15 protein-coding genes are annotated in these 15,512 nt (G+C 47.0%); 12 read left to right on the forward strand and 3 right to left on the reverse strand.

From position 1 onward, the window contains the following. Positions 1 to 14: 14 nt before the first annotated feature. The 10 genes from fhuB (at position 15) to arsC (ending at position 10,445) form a co-directional block, all read left to right on the forward strand. Complete coding sequence (gene fhuB / locus HP398_RS11925; RefSeq protein ID WP_173622679.1) at positions 15 to 2,075, forward strand: Fe(3+)-hydroxamate ABC transporter permease FhuB; 2,061 nt, start codon at positions 15 to 17, stop codon at positions 2,073 to 2,075. 124 nt (positions 2,076 to 2,199) lie between these two features. Then, complete coding sequence (locus tag HP398_RS11930) at positions 2,200 to 3,777, forward strand: AraC family transcriptional regulator (RefSeq protein ID WP_173622814.1); 1,578 nt, start codon at positions 2,200 to 2,202, stop codon at positions 3,775 to 3,777. A gap of 117 nt (positions 3,778 to 3,894) precedes the next feature. After that, on the forward strand, positions 3,895 to 4,914 hold the full coding sequence (locus HP398_RS11935; RefSeq protein ID WP_017249909.1) for an ABC transporter substrate-binding protein: 1,020 nt from the start codon (positions 3,895 to 3,897) through the stop codon (positions 4,912 to 4,914). Positions 4,915 to 5,169: 255 nt separating this feature from the next. Then, entirely contained in the window at positions 5,170 to 6,228 is a 1,059-nt protein-coding gene (gene desA, locus HP398_RS11940; protein ID WP_017249910.1) for a Delta(5) desaturase DesA, read from the forward strand. A 63-nt stretch (positions 6,229 to 6,291) separates the two neighbouring features. Next, entirely contained in the window at positions 6,292 to 7,434 is a 1,143-nt protein-coding gene (locus tag HP398_RS11945; protein WP_035291416.1) for a sensor histidine kinase, read from the forward strand. Then, a complete protein-coding gene (locus HP398_RS11950; protein ID WP_017249912.1) occupies positions 7,431 to 8,030 on the forward strand; it encodes a response regulator transcription factor in 600 nt (199 codons plus the stop codon). Before HP398_RS11945 ends, HP398_RS11950 begins: the two co-directional genes overlap by 4 nt. A 135-nt stretch (positions 8,031 to 8,165) precedes the next feature. Next, a complete protein-coding gene (gene arsR / locus HP398_RS11955) occupies positions 8,166 to 8,471 on the forward strand; it encodes an arsenical resistance operon transcriptional regulator ArsR (RefSeq protein WP_026043195.1) in 306 nt (101 codons plus the stop codon). Between the two features lie 59 nt (positions 8,472 to 8,530). Then, positions 8,531 to 8,968 (forward strand): ArsI/CadI family heavy metal resistance metalloenzyme, encoded by a 438-nt coding sequence (locus HP398_RS11960; RefSeq protein ID WP_017249914.1) that lies wholly within the window; start codon positions 8,531 to 8,533, stop codon positions 8,966 to 8,968. Between the two features lie 17 nt (positions 8,969 to 8,985). Next, positions 8,986 to 10,026, forward strand: coding sequence for an ACR3 family arsenite efflux transporter (arsB, locus tag HP398_RS11965; RefSeq protein ID WP_017249915.1), 1,041 nt, complete (start codon positions 8,986 to 8,988; stop codon positions 10,024 to 10,026). Positions 10,027 to 10,040: 14 nt separating this feature from the next. After that, positions 10,041 to 10,445 (forward strand): arsenate reductase (thioredoxin), encoded by a 405-nt coding sequence (gene arsC / locus HP398_RS11970; protein WP_017249916.1) that lies wholly within the window; start codon positions 10,041 to 10,043, stop codon positions 10,443 to 10,445. 69 nt (positions 10,446 to 10,514) lie between these two features. On the opposite strand, the gene HP398_RS11975 is transcribed toward arsC, so the two are convergent. The 3 genes from HP398_RS11975 to HP398_RS11985 form a co-directional block, all read right to left on the reverse strand. Then, positions 10,515 to 11,039, reverse strand: coding sequence for a GNAT family N-acetyltransferase (locus HP398_RS11975; RefSeq protein ID WP_017249917.1), 525 nt, complete (start codon positions 11,037 to 11,039; stop codon positions 10,515 to 10,517). Between the two features lie 168 nt (positions 11,040 to 11,207). Further along, positions 11,208 to 11,960, reverse strand: a complete 753-nt coding sequence (locus tag HP398_RS11980) for a matrixin family metalloprotease (protein ID WP_254476053.1) — start codon at positions 11,958 to 11,960, stop codon at positions 11,208 to 11,210. Positions 11,961 to 12,441: 481 nt separating this feature from the next. Continuing rightward, positions 12,442 to 13,005, reverse strand: a complete 564-nt coding sequence (locus HP398_RS11985) for a hypothetical protein (RefSeq protein WP_173622681.1) — start codon at positions 13,003 to 13,005, stop codon at positions 12,442 to 12,444. Positions 13,006 to 13,378: 373 nt separating this feature from the next. On the opposite strand from HP398_RS11985, the gene HP398_RS11990 reads away from it, so the two are divergent. Continuing rightward, positions 13,379 to 14,335, forward strand: a complete 957-nt coding sequence (locus HP398_RS11990; RefSeq protein WP_173622682.1) for an ROK family protein — start codon at positions 13,379 to 13,381, stop codon at positions 14,333 to 14,335. Between the two features lie 104 nt (positions 14,336 to 14,439). Beyond that, positions 14,440 to 15,504: a Gfo/Idh/MocA family protein gene (locus HP398_RS11995; protein WP_173622683.1), complete on the forward strand. Its 1,065-nt coding sequence runs from the start codon at positions 14,440 to 14,442 to the stop codon at positions 15,502 to 15,504. Positions 15,505 to 15,512: the final 8 nt, after the last annotated feature.

Here is a 15,512-nt window from a genome sequence, read left to right on the forward strand (position 1 = left end):
TAGCCAAAAATAAAATGTTCACACGAACTGACATCACTCCAGCCACTTCCTCACAAAGAGGGGGCTGGAGATTGTTCTTGATGGTAGGGAGTGGACTTGTCGCTCTATTAGTGCTTACATTTGTCAGTTTGACACAGGGGATGGCAGACATTTCTCTGCGTTCTGTTGTACAGGCCATTATTGATCCGCAAGACATTTCCGATCACCATATGATACAAGGTGTCAGGCTTCCGAGAACGGTCATGGGGCTTTTGTCTGGTGCAGCATTGGCTATTGCCGGAGCATTGATGCAGACGGTAACACGAAACCCGCTCGCTTCGGAAACGACACTTGGCGTAAATGCAGGTGCCTATTTCTTCGTAGTGTTCGGGATGGTGTTTTTGCCATCATTCTTGCATGAACACCCGCTTCCATTTGCGATGCTGGGCGGAATACTCGCAGCCGTTACCGTATACTTCATGTCTGGCGGGCGCAAAGGTACGCCAGTGCGTGTGGCATTGTCCGGGATGATTGTCACCTTGGTGTACTCCTCCTTGACGAGTGCCATCATCTTGTTTAATGAAGAGACGACAAATGGCATTTTCCTCTGGGGCTCAGGCTCCTTGAAGCAAAATGACTGGTCGGGTGTAGAATTCAGTTGGCCTTGGATTGTAGCTGGGATTTTGGTCAGCTTGTTCATGGCCAGGCAGCTCGATGTACTTACCCTTCATGAAGAAACGGCGAAGTCATTGGGGCAAAAGGTGGCAAAAACACGGCTTTTCACCATGTTTATTGCGATCTTGGTTACGTGTGTTAGTGTCAGTGTGGTCGGGCCAATCGGATTCATCGGACTCGTGGCTCCGCATCTGGTGCGATTGTCAGGTATCACGCAGCATAGATGGCTGCTGCCGCTATGTGCCATCTGGGGGGCAGCGCTGCTTGTAGCTTCCGATACGATTGCACGTATGTTCATCAATCATTATGGTGAACTTCCAGCAGGAGCCATCACGGCAGCTATTGGTGGACCATGGTTGATCTGGCTTGCTTTGCGTGTCTCGCGCAGTATGAGTGCTGGAACTGGAGGCTCGATGAGCGTCGGAGGAGCACAACGCAAAGTTTCGTATCCGTTGATTGTGTGTATGCTTACTGTGCTGCTTGTGGTCGTTTGGATGCTCAGCTTATCTAGCGGAAACTTGTACCTTCCGTGGACAGAGATCATCGCCATTTTCATGGGACAAGGAAACGAGATGTACAGTCAATTGGTGTATGAGCTTCGGATGCCGCGACTGTTGACAGCGATGTTGGCAGGTGTGGCACTCGCGATCAGCGGAAGTCTCATGCAGAGTGCAGTACGTAATCCGCTGGCTGATCCGCAGATTGTCGGTGTCACGAGCGGTGCGGGTGTAGGCGCGATTGTCGTGCTCCTCGTGTTTCCTCAACTCTCGGCTTGGATGCCGCTTGGGGCCGTTGCAGGGGGAATCATCTCTGCTGCGATTGTGTACGCGGTTTCTTGGAGAAGGGGACTCAATCCAATCATCTTGACGCTAGTAGGTATTGCGGTTTCTGCCGCAGGTGCCGCCCTTATCAATATCTTGATCGTACATTCTATGATCTTGGCAGCGCCTGCACTCACTTGGCTGGCAGGAAGTACATACGGGCGGGGATGGATGGAAGTAGGCCGTCTGTTGCCTACGATCCTCGTTTTAGCACCGATTGCGTGGTGGTTAGGACGTCGGGTGGACCTCTTGTCATTTAACGACGAGAGCTCGACTGGATTGGGGTTAAAGGTCCGGATGACGCGGTTGTCTGTGGCAGTCATTGCAGTGCTGCTCGCTTCAGCGGCAGTTGCCAGTGTCGGGGCCGTAGGGTTTATCGGCCTCCTCGCTCCGCATGCAGCACGTATGCTGGTTGGACCTCATCATCGTCGAGCAGTTGTCGTTTCCGCCATGCTTGGAGCTGTATTGCTGGCTGCTTCTGATTTGCTAGGAAGGATCGTCATGATCCCGAAAGATATTCCGGCGGGGGTCGTAGTGGCGTTGCTAGGCGCGCCCTATCTGTTCTTGCTGATGTTCCGTTCGACTCGTTCCTCACAATAGATAGGCAGGTACTTGCCAAATAGAAAGATCTCCAACATGATGAAAGTAGAACAGGCTGATTCTGGCAATCAGCTTGTCTACTTTTTCTTGCTATTTCCGGTGATAGAAGGATGTGAATCTGTTGATGATGAATCAAGATTATCCTGGCTTTTTGATGACCGCCTTTCGCAAACAGCGATTGAAAAATTTTCACCTGCGTCAGGTGGAGGTAAACACCCATGTCCTTTGCTATGTGGCAGAAGGAAGTACAGAGATTACGGTTGATGGTCAAAAGCAGGTGCTCGACGCCGGAAAGCTCTTGTTGTTGCGCCCGACGACGAAGATAGAAGAATTACGGTGCCAATCAGGACCGTTGCACATATACAGGCTGCATTACGTGGAAGCGAGACACGATCAGCACGAGAGCGCTCCCGAGAGAAAAGAAGCCAAGGTTTTGGCTGTCTCTACTCCTGCCTCATTTCTGACGGTATTGGAGGAGCTTTCTCATTTGATACGGAAGCGGGACTATTCTTCTTTTTTGCGGAGCCAAGCATTGCTCTACGAACTGCTTGGTATTGTTCATGATGAACAGAAAAAGAAAGAGGAAAAGGGCATTGGAGCGATTGAGGAGACCATCGCCTACATGCAAAAACATTACCGCGAGTCACTGGAATTGGGAAGCTTGCCAAAACTGGCGGGGTTGACCCCCAGCTCTTATTGCCGTGCTTTCAAGCGTGCGACGGGAATGACACCTGGGGAGTATTTGACTGGGCTGCGGATGGAGCAGGCCAAGGAGCTGCTTGCCCATTCTGCAGGAAGTGTGAAGGATGTGGCTCGTAACGTAGGGTATGCCGATGAGCTGTATTTTAGTAGACTCTTCAAAAAACGAGAAGGATTGTCGCCGCAAATTTATATGAAGCAAAGTGACCAGCGGGTAGTCGTGGTCAGCAAGCTGTTTTTGCAGGATCATTTTCTTGCGATGGGCATTCAGCCGATTGCTGCCCCCTCCTTCCCGAACTACTTTGAAACGAGGACGGGCTTTCCTTCTTATTTGCAGCAAAAGCTGCGCGGGACAAAAGCACTGAATGCAGAGCAGTTGATCGATCCGAAAGAGATTTTGACTTTGTCGCCTGATGTGATCGTCAGGATGAATTTTTTCCACAATCGAGAGGCAGGAGATTGGGAGAAAATAAAAGGAACAATCTCCTTTGACGGTTATCCAAACTGGATTGATTACCAAACCAAATTGGCGACGCTCTTCAAGAAAGAGAGTCAGGCTGAGAAAATTATCAAGCATATCGACAAAGTGGAAAAACAAGCAAGAGATGCACTACTGCCGGTTACACGCACGGGTGAATGGACGATGATTCGCGTGCTTGCGGATGAGGTGCGACTATATGGTGTAGAGGGACACGCCCTCGCAGACTTGTTTTATCACAAGCTTGGATTTGCGCCTGATCCGAATGTGACCCATGCAGCGTATAAACCCCATGCGCTCAACGATCTGATCGAATTGAATCCGGAGCGAATCATCGTGTTCTGGAGTGAGCGGGAGCATGTGGCAGCGCTGTGGAACAATCCGCTGTGGAGAGACTTGCGTGCGGTGCGGGAAAATAAAGTCTACCATCCCGCCAATCACGAATGGGACCCATGGGGACCTTTTGGCAGAGAGCATACGATTCAAAGGAGCATAGCGTATTTTCTCCAGGTCACACAGGGGTAATCTGGTCCATGGTAATTAGACAATCATGTCCATAGAAAAGTAAGAGGAGTCTCTATATACTATCAATTGATAATTGTTATCACTAAGTTGATAAGCAGAAGTGGGGGCACTCTCGATATGAAAAGTAAGACCAGTTTACGTACCATGCGCCACATCATGACCAGCTTCTTCGCGCTGTGCTTGCTGGTTGTTCTTGCCGGTTGCGGAGGCAATGCCAATCAAGCTCAACAGACGCCAGCTGCATCGGGAACGACGACTGAGGCTACTCCAGCACCAGCCGATTCTAATGAAGTACGTGAAGTGAAACACGCAATGGGCACCACTCCAATTAAAGGAACACCAGAACGCGTGGTTATTTTGACTAATGAAGGTACCGAAGCCTTGCTTGCACTTGGCGTTAAGCCAATCGCTGCTGTACAGTCCTGGGATGAAGATCCTTGGTATCCTCACATTAAAGATGAGATGACAGGTGTAGAAGTGTTGGGCTTCGAAGACCAGCCCAATCTCGAAGCGATTGTAGGCCTGAGCCCTGATTTGATCATCGGAAACAAAGTACGTCATGAAAAGATTTACGATCAACTGTCCAAAATTGCTCCAACCGTATTCTCTGAAGAGCTGTCTGGTAGATGGAAAAGCAACTTCACGCTCTATGCAGAAGCACTGAACAAGAAGGCGGAAGGAGAGCAAGTTCTGAAAGAATTCGACGACCGTGTAGCTGCTGCGAAAGCAAAGCTGGGTCCTAAAGCTTCTACTAAAGTATCCGTAGCGAAATTCTCCAAAAAAGGCGTACAAATCTATCAAAAAGATACCTTTAGCGGTGTGCTGCTCGATCAGCTTGGACTCGCACGTCCAGCTTCCCAGGACGTAAACAACTTTGCAGAAATGATCAGCGAAGAAGGTATGTCCGCTATGGACGGGGACATCCTGTTCTACTGGGTAACGGAGCCAACGAAAGAATCTATAGACATTGCGAACAACGCTAAAAAATGGATGGAAAGCCCAGTCTTCAAATCTCTGAATGTGGCGAAGACCAATCAAGTTTTCCAAGTAGACGAAACGGTTTGGAACAAAGCAGGCGGCATCAAGGCAGCGAATCTGCTGCTCGAAGATATCATGAAGCGCCTCGATGTGAAGTAAGAAGAATACGACGTCAAAGCCAAAGACCTCATCCGAAGTATGGATGGGGTCTTTTCTTGGCATAATATGGGATGTTCCGCTTGGTTTGCGCACCCTAAATTTCCCAGTCGTTTGTTCAACCATGACATTTGTCATGTCCTCGACTTGACGTTTATGACTACAGCGGCTAGACGCTATTTTCTACAATAAAGATAGAATATTGCGTCCGGCGAATTTACATGTCCCTGTACGCTTCGATCGAGGAGGAAACAATTGATGCATCAAGCCAATATTGCCGAGTTGAAAAAGAATGTTGCCCCCTTTGAAAAATCAGATATGAAAAAGAGTATCCGACAGCTGATCAATACGCTAGTTCCACTGATTCTACTCTGGTACGGAGCTTATCTCAGTCTGTCTGTGTCCTATTGGCTCACGCTGCCTATCGTCATTGTCGCAGCCGGCTTTGTCATCCGTACCTTCATCATTTGTCACGATTGCTGCCACCAATCCTTTTTCAAAAATCGTCTGGCGAATGACATCGTTGGTACGATTACCGGTGTGCTGACCCTTGTCCCTTATGAACAATGGAAAAACAGTCACAACATTCACCACGCAACGAGTAGCAACCTCGATAAACGAGGCGTAGGTGATTTGTGGATGATGACTGTCAATGAATATCTCGAGGCTTCTACTTGGAATAAAATCGCTTATCGGCTGTATCGCAATCCGATCGTGATGTTTGGTTTGGGACCTATTTTTGTCTTTTTGCTTCAGTATCGTTTTAATGTGAAGCGAGCTCGCCGCAAAGAGCGGTTGAATACGTATTTGACGAATGTGCTGCTGGTCGGTCTTTATGCGCTTTTGATCTGGGCGGTTGGCTGGCAAGCATTCCTGTTGATTCAAGGTCCGATCTTTTTCGTCTCTGGCTTGTTTGGGATTTGGCTGTTTTATGTGCAGCATACGTATGAGGATTCGTACTTTGAGAACGATGAAGAGTGGAGCTACGTGAAAGCAGCAGTAGAAGGAAGCTCCTACTACAAGCTGCCGAAGGTTTTGCAATGGATCACAGGCAATATTGGCTTTCACCACGTCCATCACTTAAGTCCACGCGTACCGAACTACAACCTGGAAGAAGCACATAACGAGACACCGCCGCTTCACATGGCGACAACGATTACACTGGCGGCCAGCTTGCAGTGCCTGCGTTTTCATTTATGGGATGAGAGCAACAAGCGCTTTGTGAGCTTCAAAGGCATCAAGCGGCTGGCTGCTGCTCAATCGGAAGCAATCATAGATGCACTCCAAGGCTCCAAACCGAGTTTGGAAGGAAAATAAGCCTGCCATAAACCTTTGAATTCCGATACACTTGAGAGAGTGGCGAAGAAAAGGTGGGCAAGTATGCAGAAGCAGAAGTGGTATCACATTCTTCAAAAAAATACGGGCTTGAGCCCTTATGTGTGGGTTGTTTTCTACATCCTGCCATTCTATTTCATCTTCCGGTCCTCTTCGACGTACGAAGCAGTGATCGGGATCATCATGATCATTCTGTTTTTCGTTTGCTATGTATTCTCTTTCCTGTCAAAGGGCTGGCTGATTTACTTTTGGACGAGTGTGCAGATTATCATATCCGTCGCCATGACCTTGATGTTCGGCTATGTGTATTTTTCGCTCTTCCTGGCGTTCTTTATCGGGAATATCCAGAACAAGATCGGTTTTGCTACGCTATACACAATACATTTGATTAGCACCACCATATCGGTCAACATCGGCTTTTTCACCAAAAACACTCAATTGATTGGCCAGCTTCCGTTTGTTTTGGTTAGCATGATTGCAGTCATTCTCTTGCCCGTGACCACGTACAACTGGAATAAGCGAGAGAAGCTGCAGGGAGAGCTGGAGCATGCGAACAAGCGGATTTCAGAGCTGGTCAAGCTCGAGGAACGCCAGCGCATTGCCCGTGACTTGCACGATACGTTGGGGCAGAAGCTCTCCTTGATTGGGTTGAAAAGCGATTTGGCGAACAAGCTGATCAACAAAAATCCTGCTCTGGCGAGAACGGAGCTGGAGGAAATCAGGCAGACGGCGCGTATCGCTTTAAAAGAAGTGCGGGAAATGGTCACGCAAATGCGTGGGACGCGGCTAGAGGATGAGATGTTTCGGATCAAGCAAATTTTCAAGGCAGCGGAAATTGAATTCGTGCTGCAAGGCGACACGAATCTGACCAACACTTCGCTGATGACGGAAAATGTGTTGTGCATGTGCCTGAAAGAAGCGGTTAACAATATTGTGAAGCATAGCAATGCCACGGACTGTTCCATTGTCATCGAGCCCACTCGCACCGACCTCGTCGTAAGCGTAACGGATAATGGGATCGGAATGGCGGAGGAATTGGTTTACAGAGGCAATGGTTTGCGTGGGATGAAGGAACGGCTGGAATTCGTCAACGGAAGCATGGAAATCCAGTCCTCGGAGTCTGGAACACAGCTAGTGATTCGGGTACCCAATGTCTTCAAACAACCAGAACAGGAGGCGGGAGGATGATTCGCATTGTCATTGCAGAGGATCAGCGGATGCTTTTAGGAGCCCTTGCTTCCCTGCTCGATTTGGAAGAGGATATGAAGGTCGTCGGCAGAGCAAGTAATGGGGAGGATGCCGTCAAACTCGTGCATCAGCATCAACCCGACATTTGCATCATGGATATCGAAATGCCAGTCAAAAGCGGATTGGACGCTGCCGAGGAATTGAAAGGTAGCGGCTGCAAGGTGATGATTCTCACGACCTTTGCCCGCCCAGGTTACTTTGAACGAGCGCTAAAAGCAGGTGCTAACGGCTACTTGCTCAAGGACAGCCCGAGCGAAGAGCTGGCCAGCTCGATTCGCAGTATCATGGCAGGCAGACGAATCTATGCGCCTGAGCTGGTGGATGAGGCATACGGCCAGGAGAATCCGCTGACGGTGCGGGAAAAGGAAGTCCTGCTCTTGATCGCTGACGGGAAGAACACCAAGGAGATTGCCAGCCAGCTGTACATTACGACAGGGACTGTGCGGAATTATATCTCCGTCATTCTCGACAAGCTCGGTGTGAGCAATCGAATTGAAGCGATTATGCATTCCAAGGAAAAAGGCTGGTTTAAGTAGCAGACCGGCTGGAGGAGGCCCTTTCTGTTTTGGCAGGAAGGGTTTTTAGTTTTATGATTGCATCTTCTTAGAATCTGCGCATATAATAAATACATCAAAAAAAATTGATTAATGAGGTTATCTTCGATGAACGAGATGAAACAAAAGTTGGAGCAATATGAGAAGAAATTCAAGGCTCTTGCCGATCAGAAACGATTAGAAATTATGTATGAGCTTTGTCAGAGAGGGAAGACATGCGTATGTGACCTCACTGAGGTTTTTGACATGCCACAATCCAAATTATCGTATCATCTCAAGATTTTGCTGGATGCGAACCTGATCATAAAAGAAACAAAAGGTACCTGGAGTTATTACGATTTAAATGACAGCGAAGTGAATCACCTGTTATCGGAAGAGCTTTGTTGTATTTTCAGGAAAACAGGCAAAGGTAGCTGCTGCTAATTTTTTTAAACCTTACATCAATTTTTTTTGATGAATATAACTTTAGGGAGGTACATGAAATGAAATATGTGCATGTTGGGATTAACGTTACGAGCCTAGAGAAATCAATTGAATTCTATCAAAAGGTATTTGGGGTAGAACCTGTGAAGGTAAAGACAGATTATGCAAAGTTCTTGTTAGAAAGTCCGGGGCTTAATTTTACATTAAATGTTCGGGACGCCGTTAGTGGGAACCAGGTCAACCACTTTGGATTCCAAGTGGAAAGTGCTGAGGAAATCGTTTCACAGAAGGAAAGGCTAGAAAAAGAAGGCTTTTTCGCACGGGATGAGCTGGATACGACATGTTGTTATGCTGTGCAGGATAAATTTTGGGTGACAGATCCAGACGGGAATGAATGGGAGTTTTTTTACACCAAGGCTGACAGCGATGTGCATAAAATCGAATCCACATCGTGTTGCGTAGCTTCAAATACAGTAGTGACTACATCCTGCTGTTAAGATAGAGGGAGTGCTTCATGAAAAAACTATCCTTTTTAGATCGCTACTTGACCCTTTGGATCTTCCTTGCCATGGTGATCGGAGTTACTGTAGGCACGTTCTTTCCAGCTTTCACAAGTGGATTGAATCGTTTGCAACTTGGTACAACATCCATCCCTCTTGCCATTGGTTTAATTTTGATGATGTACCCCCCTTTGGCAAAAGTTCGTTACGAAGAGATGGGACGTGTCTTTCAAGATCGCAAGGTTCTTTTACTGTCCCTCATTCAGAACTGGGTGATCGGTCCGGTTTTGATGTTTGTGTTGGCCATCGTTTTCCTGCCAGATAAGCCAGAATATATGGTAGGGCTGATTATGATTGGCTTGGCACGCTGTATTGCTATGGTGATTGTGTGGAATGACCTAGCGAAAGGCGATACCGAGTACGCAGCCGGGCTTGTGGCTTTCAATTCTGTATTTCAGATGCTTTTCTTTTCGGTCTATGCCTATGTGTTTGTTACGATTATTCCAGAGTGGCTAGGCATCCAGGGAGCAGTCGTTGACATTACGATGGCCGAAGTAGCCAAATCAGTGTTCATCTACCTTGGTATCCCATTTCTTGCAGGGATGCTGACGCGATTTACGTTGGTAAATGCAAAAGGAAGACAATGGTATGAAAAAGTGTTTATCCCAAAAATCAGTCCGCTGACATTGATTGCTTTACTTTTTACCATCGTGGTTATGTTCTCTATCCAAGGAAAAAGCATCGTCAGTGTGCCATTAGATGTCGTTCGCATCGCAATTCCGCTTCTTATCTACTTCATCTTGATGTTCTTTATTTCTTTCTTCATGGGGAAGAAAATTGGCGCGAACTATCCGGTTTCAACGACTCTTGCGTTTACAGCAGGAAGTAATAACTTTGAGTTGGCAATTGCCGTGGCAGTCGGTGTCTTTGGAATTCACTCCGGTGCGGCATTTGCAGCTGTTATCGGTCCTCTTGTTGAAGTCCCGGTGATGATCGCACTGGTAAACGTAGCGTTATGGTTCAAGCGGAAGTATTTTGCCAACTCAATATCTTGATAGGGGAGTACATCATGGAAAACAAAAAGACCATTTACTTCTTATGCACAGGGAATTCTTGCCGTAGCCAAATGGCGGAAGCATGGGGAAAAAAATACTTAGGTGACTCGTGGAATGTGTTTTCTGCCGGAATTGAAGCGCATGGTGTCAATCCAAATGCGGTTCGAGCGATGGAAGAAGTAGGAATAGACATTTCTACACAAACTTCTGACGTCATTGACCCCCATATCCTACACAAAGCGGATCTGGTCGTGACACTATGTAGCCATGCAGACTCCGTTTGCCCAACCACACCACCTCATGTGAAACGAGTTCATTGGGGATTTGACGATCCCGCAGGAAAAGAATGGTCTGAGTTTCAAAGGGTTCGAGATGAAATTGGGACACGTATTAAAACGTATAAGGAAACGGGGAAGTAGTTTTCTGGTGATGAGAAAATAGAGTGTCGCTGTACAGTGAATGGAGGCTGTCAGATGACACTCCTTTTCTTATCTCTCCAACGAATAAAAACAGTCATTCACCATCGTGCCTGCAATTTCAGTGCTGTCGGGCACGATTTTATCCAGCTTCATTCCAGCCTTCTCCAAAACGCGTCGGGAAGCCACATGCTCTTCGGAACAAACAGCCGTAAATTTTTTGAATCCAAAAGTATCCACAGCGAAATCAAATACGCGTCTGATTGCTTCCGTTGCATAGCCCTTGCCTTTGAATCCGTCCAGTATGATGAAGCCTACTTCCGCAGTGAGATTTTCTCGGTTACGGGTGCAGATGCTAATCAAGCCAACGTCGTTACCAGAGTCGGTTTCACGTATGATCCAGGTTAGCCAGTGGGTGGATTCGAGGCTCCACGGAGCGAGTTCTTTCTCGAAGTTACGACGGATATCTTCCTCGCTCATGGTCGCTCCAATATGCTCCATCAGTGTCGGGCTGGAATAGATGGAGCGGATCAGCTCCCAATCGGGTAATGCCACTTGAGTGAGAGTCAGGCGCGTACTGAGAATTTGATTATCCATAGGGATTCTCCTTTGGGAATTGTAAGGAATATTTATAATAGTATACGCTGTTGAATGAGAAGGAAAGGAGTCTATCATCAAGAGTGGGGCTGTTCATCAAAAAAGGCCGTCGACTTTCTCGACAGCCAAAAGAGTTCCTTGCATCGTCTGTTTTTGTGGGCAATAGAGTTATCGACTATAAATGTTTCGAAGCTCATTGATGTCGTTTTGGGTAGGAGCAGTGATTCTCGTTAACCAAGAGTTATTCATGATCGAGTGATCCGACCTATGATTTAGTCGTAGTACATGTCCAATTTCATGAGTAGCCAAAGCTTCTAAATAAGCGGCGTTTCTGTTGCTCACTCTGTTCCATTGAATGACGGTGCCACCGGTAACTCTGGAACCATTCGATTGCCACCAGCCAAATCCATCATACCCCCTCGCATAGCCTTCACCTAAGGTAATGGGAGCATTTTGTGTTGGTGTTAATGAAACAATACCTGTGTTGTTCCAATTTCGTATGGCATTTTCATAAGCTTGTCTAAGTGCAGGGATATTCGTCGTAATGGTTACCTGATACGAAACGAAGGAATTGTTTTGATCGGCTGCAGGTGGGTTTCCGTTAATAAAAGCAGAGGCAACATAGTACTTCACGCCATTTTTCTCGTAGAAGAACCATCTATTATCAGGGGCATTTGTCCAAAAGTCATTGAGCGAGGTACCTCGGGTCCAACCTGAAAATTGTACACGGGTATTTGGTTGAAGCTTGTCGATGATAGTAGCAGAAGTAGTCGGTCCGGTACGGATATTGACAGGGATCGAAGCGGATACACCGCTAAAATCCACGCGATATTCAGATTGATCCTGAGCGTTTGTCGGCGTAACAAAATATCCATTTACAAGAGTGACAAGAGTCATGGTGAGCAATAAAAGTTTACCCAAAATTCTTTCTAACATCATGAGGCTCCTTTCCAAGCAAGAGTTTTCGTGTTTCCCAGTACAGTTCTCTGTGGGCCTCCTTCTCATTTTTTTGATTGCAAAAACAATTCCATTTCTACTAGTCCATCTCTTTTAAGTAGTTTGAAATTGTTTTTCTAATGGTAAAATACAGATCCAGTATTTTCAAGTAAATTACAATATTTTTACAATAATAGAACGTTTTTACTATACCTTCTACTTGTTCATGCCATTGCAATAGTCGTTTTTTACCGAAAATGATCGGGAGGCTTGATCAAAAAGGACGAATGGGGGAATAAAAAGAACTACCCTTTTCATAAAGAGTAGGAGTTGGAGTCCTCAGTCTATGGTCAAAGAGAAAAGGAAAAAAGCTGATGTCGATTGAGTTTCGACGTCAGCTTGTGGATGAGATGTATGCGATGTGCTTAACTATTGAGGATGCGGTTATCCAATGATTCTGATTAGCCTATAGGCGCTTGATCAGGTTCATTGTTCCCGTTGATCTGATAATGATCCATCCGTCAGGAATAGGCGAGCCTAGCATCACCCATACCTCCTGCCCAGAAGAAACGTTGTTCAAATTTTTAATCAGGTTCATATTTCCAGAACTTCTGATCACAGCCCATCCGTCAGGAATAGGGGAGCCAAGCATTACCCAAACTTCCTGATTAGAAGAGGCACTGTTCAGATTTTTAATCAGGTTCATAGTCCCAGTACTTCTGATCACAACCCATCCGTCAGGCATAGGGGAGCCGAGCATCACCCAAACTTCGTAACCAGAAGGAGCATTGTTCACATCCTTAATCAGGTTCATATTGCCAGAAGATCTGATTACGACCCAACCGCTTGGAATAGGGGAGCCGAGCATTACCCAGACTTCCTGACCAAATGCGGCATTTTTGATGATTGTTTTTGCGGAGGATGGCGCCTTCTCATGTAGAGGTAGAGCTGCCCCTTGGGCTTGTGCGGCTACACTTGGTACTGCGACAACTGAGCTTAAAGTCAGGATGATCAGGGCTTTTTTAAACATGAACATCAACCTTTCATGACAGGAGTAAATGTAGCTCTGAAACGATCATCGAGTGGATGCCAGATGTTGAGGTACTCTATACAGAATAATGAGATGGCTATCATCGCTCCTCCCAAGACTACCTATATATACCATTTTATAGGATATTCTCTTTTTTTACTTTAGGAGATATTGTCGAATGGTAGACAAAGTAGACGACAATTTTGCACCGTACACGATTTGTTAAAGGAACGAAAGAGAATCGCTCTTGACTATTTTTCTGAATAATCTGGACGAAAGGGAAGTAGTGTGCTACAAATAAAGCTAAGTTGAATTTATAAAGTCATTGGAGAAACTAATGTGAAGCAGCAAGGTGAACGAAGGAGAGACGAGTATGGCAAAAGATGAATATGCGATTGGGCTGGACTTGGGTGGGACTAAAATCTTGGCTGGTTTGGTTGATCACGCAGGCAGGATAATCGCACAAAAGCAGCTACCGACCTTAGCGGAAGAGGGAGAAAAGGCAGTGGTCGAAAGGGTGCTGTCTGCTACTTATGATGTCCTATCAGCAGGCAGCATCGATCCCGAAAAAGTACGCGGCGTAGGAATTGCTTCCGCTGGAGTGATTAACAGCGCGATCGGTGAAGTAGTCTTTGCGAGCAATCTAGGCTGGCGAAATGTCCCGATTGGCGCCTTGATTGCGCAAAGGTTCGGACTGCCCGTCCGGCTGTTCAATGATGCGAATGCAGCGGCAATCGCGGAGTGGTTGTGGGGAGCAGGAGCCGGCACACAAAATATGATCTATGTCACCGTCAGCACAGGCGTAGGGGCTGGAGTGATCAGTGATGGTCGATTGGTTTGCGGGCGGGATGGGAGTGCGGGTGAGTTCGGCCATATCTCGATCGATTGGAACGGACCGCCATGCCGCTGCGGCAATCGAGGGTGTCTGGAAAACTACGCTTCGGGTACTGCCATTGAAAACGCCGCTGGCCACAAGCTGGCAACCACATATGAGCCAGTCACAGCCAAAGCAATCTGTGAGGCTGCACTAGCAGGAGAAGCTTTCTCCAAGCAACTCATCAAGCAAGCAGGGTTTTACTTAGGAGTCGGAGCAGCCAATCTGCTCTATTTGTTTAATCCGGAGGTCATCGTCTTCGGAGGTGGAGTTATGAACGCATCTACCATACTCATGCCGGAAATTGAGAAGAGCATGAGGGAGCGATGCATCCCTGGATTGGCGCAGGAGGTACGTGTCGTCCTTAGCCAGATAGGGGTAGAAGCTGGAGTGATGGGAGCGGCAGGGGGAGTTTTTGCGCTAGATCAACCAGGAGAGAAAGTACAAAATTTTTAGTCGGAATCTATATTGCAAAAATTAAAACAATTTTGTATCATCTTATTAATTACTCCATTGAAAAAACTAATTAATGCATTAGAAGCAAGGAGGAAGAGAACATCATGGCAAAAGTGAGAGTTGCGGTGATTGGTGCAGGATCCATTTCAGACATGCACTTGCAATCGTACCAGCAAAACGAGTGTACAGAAATTCGTGCCGTCGTCGACTTCAACGAGGAGCGCGCACAGGAAAAAGCGCAGAAATACGGGGCCGAGATTTACTACAGCAAGCTTGAGGATGCTTTCGCAGATGAACAGGTAGACGCAGTGAGTATTTGTACGTGGAACAATACGCATGCAGATATTGCCATCGCTGCCCTTAGAGCGGGTAAGCACGTGCTTTTGGAAAAGCCTTTAAGTACAACTGTTGAAAGCGCTCTCCTGATCGAAGAGGCCGTAAAAGAGAGTGGCAAGCTGCTCCAGGTGGGCTTTGTGAGAAGGTACGATACGAATGCGCAATTGCTCAAGCGGTTCATCGATGCGGGTGAGCTGGGTGAGATATATTACGCGAAGGCATCCTGTCTGCGCCGTTTGGGCAATCCGGGAGGCTGGTTCGCAGACAAGGACAGATCTGGCGGAGGTCCACTCATCGATCTTGGCGTGCATGTCATTGATCTGTGCTGGTACTTGATGGGCTGCCCAAAAGTAACGACTGTCAGCGGCAATACATACAACAAGCTGGGCAATCGCGCCAACGTCAAAAATCTCTCCTTTTACAAAGCAGCTGACTACGACCCTACCCAAAACACTGTCGAGGATATGGCTAATGCACTCATTCGCTTTGAAAACGGAGCGTCCCTTTTCGTAGATGTGAGCTATACCCTACATGCGAAAAAAGACGAGCTGGCCGTCAAGCTGTACGGAGACAAGGGAGGCGCAGAGGTGGAGCCAGAGCTGTCCATCATTGCAGAAAAGCATGACACGATCCTGAATGTCAGCCCGCAGATGGATAAATTATCGTTTGATTTCAAGCGAGGCTTCCAAAATGAGATCGATCACTTCATCGCATGCATATTGGGTGAAAAAGAAACGCTCAGCCCTGTACAGGATGGTGTGGAGATGATGAAGATTCTATGTGGCATTTACGAATCAGCTGCGACCGGAAGAGAAATCGTATTTACCCGATAATCGGCAGG

Origin of the sequence: Brevibacillus sp. HB1.4B, assembly GCF_013284285.1 — a bacterium.
GTDB classification, from domain to species: domain Bacteria; phylum Bacillota; class Bacilli; order Brevibacillales; family Brevibacillaceae; genus Brevibacillus; species Brevibacillus porteri.